Here is a 3,907-nt window from a genome sequence, read left to right as displayed (position 1 = left end):
GAAAGTAGGCTGAGTCATTCACCCTTAGAGCAGTTCTGCATGAAGCCAGAAACGGTTAGCCAGATAGCTATTAATGAGCGAAAAGCTAACTCTAATTCCTGGCCTGATTCCTCGTCTCTTTAGAGCGAGGAGCGGCTCAACATGAAATTTATTTCCAGGCGCTGATGCAAGAGGTGTAATGGAAAATGAACCATAACAAACTCATTTTGCCATCCCATGCCTTATCAATCCTTCTGGAATGCTTTGATCTGTGGCGGGATAACGGCTTTAGCCACCGCCACCGCTACTTATACACTCCCTGGGCCTGCGTTTAATCCGACTGAAAAAGGCTATATCGCCGGGACTGCTGGTGCTGCGTCGTTTATCGTTTCCCTGGGGTTAGAAAGCTATCTATCTAATCGGATGCGGCGACAGGTGAAAGATATGCGATCTCAAATGAATTCCCTTTGTCAAGGTAATTACCCAGCCCGCGCTAGGATTTATTCTCAGGATGAATTGGGACAGTTAGCCACAAAATTTAACCAAATGGCTGTTGTCGTCGAAAAAATGATCGACGATTTCGATGGGCAAGTGCAAACCTGGGAATACGATAGCGACAATATAACCCGTCAGGTACTTGTGCTTGAGGAAGCGATCAAAAGTTGGGCAAACGGAGATTTTACAGTAACAACAAGGGCAAAATTGCCAGATGAATTGGGTGTAGTCGCCTACGGTTTAAATTTGATTGCACTTTCATTACAAGAAAGGGTGCGACAAGTCAAGACTAGCGCCCAAAAAGTGGCTCAGGAAGTTACCAATAGCGAAAATATCGCCAAATTTTTCGCCGCCTACCCGCTACCGCAAGTTCAACAACTAACCCCTGCGGTTAATTCTATCGAGGCGATGACCGATTCGCTACAACGGGTTGCCCTGAATGGGCGGGAGGTGGAACAATTAGCTGAAGTTACCGCATCCACGGCGTTAAATGGGGATGAAGTCGCGCAACAAAGCGCGGCACAAATTGTACAAATACAAGAATTTTTAGGAACAACACCGCCAAAAATCAAGCGAATAGGGCAATATTTGCCAGAACTTTCGGATTATGTTGCTGATGTTTCTGGAAATGCTTCCCGGATCAACTTGCTGGCACTCAATGCTTCGATTGAGGCAACGGGTGTGGGGGATAAAGGGAAGCAAATGGCGAAAGTTGCTAACAATTTACAACAGTTAAGCAACGGTTTTTTGCAATCGTTGCAACAAATCGAACAGATTACCAAGCAAATGCAGGATGATATTACCTCGGTAATGAATGCAATGCAAGCTGAAACTCAGCAAGTGACTGAATGCACAAACTTCGCACAAGAAGTCAAACAGTCTTTAGAATATATCTTGAACGTAAAACAACAGTGGGATGTGGTAGCGCCCGCGATAACCGATGATACGCAGAAACTGGATGAAACTGCGCGAAGTCTAGCCGAAACTATTCAAACAGTCGAATTCAAACCCCAAGATACTTCAAAAGAAGCGGCACAGAAAGCATCGGAAAATATACAAAATCTTGTCAAGGTAGCACAAGATTTACTCACGAGTGTAGAGGAGTTACGAATTAGTTAGTCACGCAAGTTGCTAGTTGTCTCATGCATAGTAGCTAATGGCTAATGGCTAATGGTTAATGTCAGAGAACATCCTCATATTAGCAATTAGCAATTAGCAACTTGCGTTAGTAAAAACTAGCGCGATCGCACTAATTGCTTTGACTCGGCTTCCAGCATTCGGATTAATTTTTGATCGCCGGAGTCTTTGGCAACTTGCAATCTATGTTCTAGGCGGCGGCGGATATTCGCTAGGTGAGTTTCTACCAATTCGGGGAAGACTTGGTGAGGGTTGCCGGTTTGTGGGATCGCACCTGCTGGCGCTTTCGGATAGGTGCTGTAGGCAACCCCTCGATACTTTAAGTCAAGTGCCGGTTGGGGTACGGGTATGTGTCTAGGATAGCTGCATCTCCAAGGCTGTCCCCTATATTTGCCGCCAATTTCGCCTTCGATCGTATCGATCCCACGTTGTTCGTATTCGTAAGCGACGCCGCGATAACTGAGTTTCATAAAGTCTGTCTCCTGTCAAGTTATGTCAATCGGGGTAATGAGATAAATGTTTCTCTCTATTTCTGTATTATAAGCTACCGTTTTTATGTTTTTTGGTTAAATGTTAAAGAAATATGACAAAGGGGTGAAACAGAAACCCGGTTTCTCAGAGAAACCGGGTTTCTGCCGCAGCAATCAACTATTCGCGCTCAGATAACGAGTCAAAATACTCATGACTTCCCCTGGGTTGGGTGCGGGTAACAGGGGACTCCACAGACTGACATCGGCAAAACGGAGAGCGTGCAAAGTGTGAATGGTTTGGTTGACGCCAAAGGGCGTGCTGATGACGAGGATGCGGACGGGTATTTTACCGGGCATTGGATCCCCCAGCGCGCCCAGAAGGCTGGGAAAGGTTGGTGTTGGCGCTGTTTGTAAGAAAAAGCTTTTGTTCATTGGGTTTTACCTGTTTTCTACGGAATGGTATTTCCAATTAGTTATAGTTAACATCATACACGACCTATAACTAATTGGAAATATTTACTCGGTCATGAGCCTCTGACAGAATCGGAAGCATGGGAAGAGCAGGTAAAGCCCTTAAAAAGGTGTTGGAGATTCATGGCATCAGCCAAAACGGATTAGCAGTCGTGATGGGGATTAGAGCTGCCAATGTCAACCGCTGGGTGAACGAGGTTAGAGATCCAGGTGGCGAAACGATTCTGGAAATCAGGGATGGACTGTACAGCATAAATCCAGCCGCAGCGGAGGACTTTATCCGCCTGTACTTGACTGCACCTGCTGAGGATAAGTAGCACAGAAACATGGCAAGAGCAGGTAAAGCGCTGAAACAGGTGTTGGATAAATATGGCATCAGCCAAAATCGGCTGGCGGTGACAATGGGTATTCGACGCGGGAATGTTAACCGCTGGGTTAAGGAGACAAGAGACCCAACAGCTGAGGCAGTGTACGAAATACGGAAAGCGTCGATCGCAATTAATCCAGAGGCGGCTTTTAACTTCATGCGACTCTATTTGGAAGATTCAGATGTGGAAGATGAGGCGCAGTCGTGACAGAATTTGAGGCATGGGAAGAGCAGGTAAAGCCCTTAAGCAAGTGCTGGACACTTATGGTATCACCCAAAATCAATTGGCAGTCACCCTCGGTATTGGAAGATCCAATGTTAGTCGCTGGGTGAACGAGGTGAGAGATCCAGGTGGCGAAACGATTCTGGAAATCAGGGATGGACTGTACAGCATTAATCCAGCCGCAGCGGAGGACTTTATCAAGTTGTACCTGAGTACACCTGCTGAGAATCAGTAGCATTATTAACCGGGTGAAATCTCCACACTGTTGTTTCTAGATAAAATAAACTTGGCGCTCGCGCAAACTAAATAAACTATGGTTCAAACAGTAGGAATTACCAAAGCAATTACCAATGTAGAAGAAGCGCAGGCAAAATTTAATTTAAGCCAAACGGATGACCGTCTGTTTTTCACAGAATGGTATGAGAATTTACCCGAACTCAACGAGCGGGAAAAAACCGAACTCGCTCGACTCAAGAATCCCTACCTGTATTATGTCAGGAAAGGCAAGCTGACTGAAGGAAAAATCAAGATTATTTTGCTTTCTCCCCTTTTAGAGTTAATGGGATTGTGCGATCCGCCGTTTGAAATTCAGGGAGAGAAATATGTCAAGGTAGAAATTGAAGATGGTGGCGAAGAAGAACCTGTTTTAGAAGGATATATCGATGCGTTAGTTGTCCAAGATAAATTATGGATAGTATTAAGTAGCTACAAGTAAATAAAGTGAAAATAGTTATGCAAGTGTGGGGCCCGCTCCAATGCCCACCC

Annotated in this window: 7 protein-coding genes; 5 read left to right on the top strand and 2 right to left on the bottom strand. The window is 45.3% G+C overall.

Features of this window, described 5'->3' with window-relative positions; genetic code table 11:
• The first annotated feature begins 216 nt into the window (after positions 1–216).
• A complete protein-coding gene (locus ACE1CM_RS17745; RefSeq protein ID WP_374878888.1) occupies positions 217–1,593 on the top strand; it encodes a methyl-accepting chemotaxis protein in 1,377 nt (458 codons plus the stop codon).
• A 116-nt stretch (positions 1,594–1,709) separates the two neighbouring features.
• On the opposite strand, the gene ACE1CM_RS17740 is transcribed toward ACE1CM_RS17745, so the two are convergent.
• A complete protein-coding gene (locus ACE1CM_RS17740) occupies positions 1,710–2,081 on the bottom strand; it encodes a DUF4278 domain-containing protein (protein WP_374878887.1) in 372 nt (123 codons plus the stop codon).
• 174 nt (positions 2,082–2,255) lie between these two features.
• Entirely contained in the window at positions 2,256–2,513 is a 258-nt protein-coding gene (locus ACE1CM_RS17735; protein WP_374878885.1) for a peptide ABC transporter substrate-binding protein, read from the bottom strand.
• Between the two features lie 119 nt (positions 2,514–2,632).
• On the opposite strand from ACE1CM_RS17735, the gene ACE1CM_RS17730 reads away from it, so the two are divergent.
• From ACE1CM_RS17730 to ACE1CM_RS17715, 4 genes are all read left to right on the top strand, one after another.
• The gene (locus ACE1CM_RS17730) at positions 2,633–2,869 is read left to right on the top strand and encodes a helix-turn-helix domain-containing protein (RefSeq protein WP_374878883.1); all 237 of its coding nucleotides are present in this window, start codon (positions 2,633–2,635) and stop codon (positions 2,867–2,869) included.
• A 9-nt stretch (positions 2,870–2,878) separates the two neighbouring features.
• Entirely contained in the window at positions 2,879–3,127 is a 249-nt protein-coding gene (locus ACE1CM_RS17725; RefSeq protein WP_374878882.1) for a helix-turn-helix domain-containing protein, read from the top strand.
• A 13-nt stretch (positions 3,128–3,140) separates the two neighbouring features.
• Positions 3,141–3,377, top strand: a complete 237-nt coding sequence (locus tag ACE1CM_RS17720) for a helix-turn-helix domain-containing protein (RefSeq protein ID WP_374878881.1) — start codon at positions 3,141–3,143, stop codon at positions 3,375–3,377.
• Positions 3,378–3,455: 78 nt separating this feature from the next.
• Positions 3,456–3,857, top strand: coding sequence for a hypothetical protein (locus ACE1CM_RS17715; RefSeq protein ID WP_374878879.1), 402 nt, complete (start codon positions 3,456–3,458; stop codon positions 3,855–3,857).
• Positions 3,858–3,907: the final 50 nt, after the last annotated feature.

This window comes from Microseira sp. BLCC-F43 (assembly GCF_041929235.1).
In the GTDB taxonomy this organism is placed as follows: Bacteria; Cyanobacteriota; Cyanobacteriia; order Cyanobacteriales; family Aerosakkonemataceae; genus Microseira.
This window is presented reverse-complemented; position numbering and strand designations above follow the sequence as displayed.

Coding starts and splice junctions, on each gene's coding strand:
- ACE1CM_RS17735 (WP_374878885.1), bottom strand. CDS start 2,513: ATGAACAAAAGCTTTTTCTTACAAACAGCGCCAACACCAACCTTTCCC.
- ACE1CM_RS17725 (WP_374878882.1), top strand. CDS start 2,879: ATGGCAAGAGCAGGTAAAGCGCTGAAACAGGTGTTGGATAAATATGGC.
- ACE1CM_RS17740 (WP_374878887.1), bottom strand. CDS start 2,081: ATGAAACTCAGTTATCGCGGCGTCGCTTACGAATACGAACAACGTGGG.
- ACE1CM_RS17730 (WP_374878883.1), top strand. CDS start 2,633: ATGGGAAGAGCAGGTAAAGCCCTTAAAAAGGTGTTGGAGATTCATGGC.
- ACE1CM_RS17720 (WP_374878881.1), top strand. CDS start 3,141: ATGGGAAGAGCAGGTAAAGCCCTTAAGCAAGTGCTGGACACTTATGGT.
- ACE1CM_RS17745 (WP_374878888.1), top strand. CDS start 217: ATGCCTTATCAATCCTTCTGGAATGCTTTGATCTGTGGCGGGATAACG.
- ACE1CM_RS17715 (WP_374878879.1), top strand. CDS start 3,456: ATGGTTCAAACAGTAGGAATTACCAAAGCAATTACCAATGTAGAAGAA.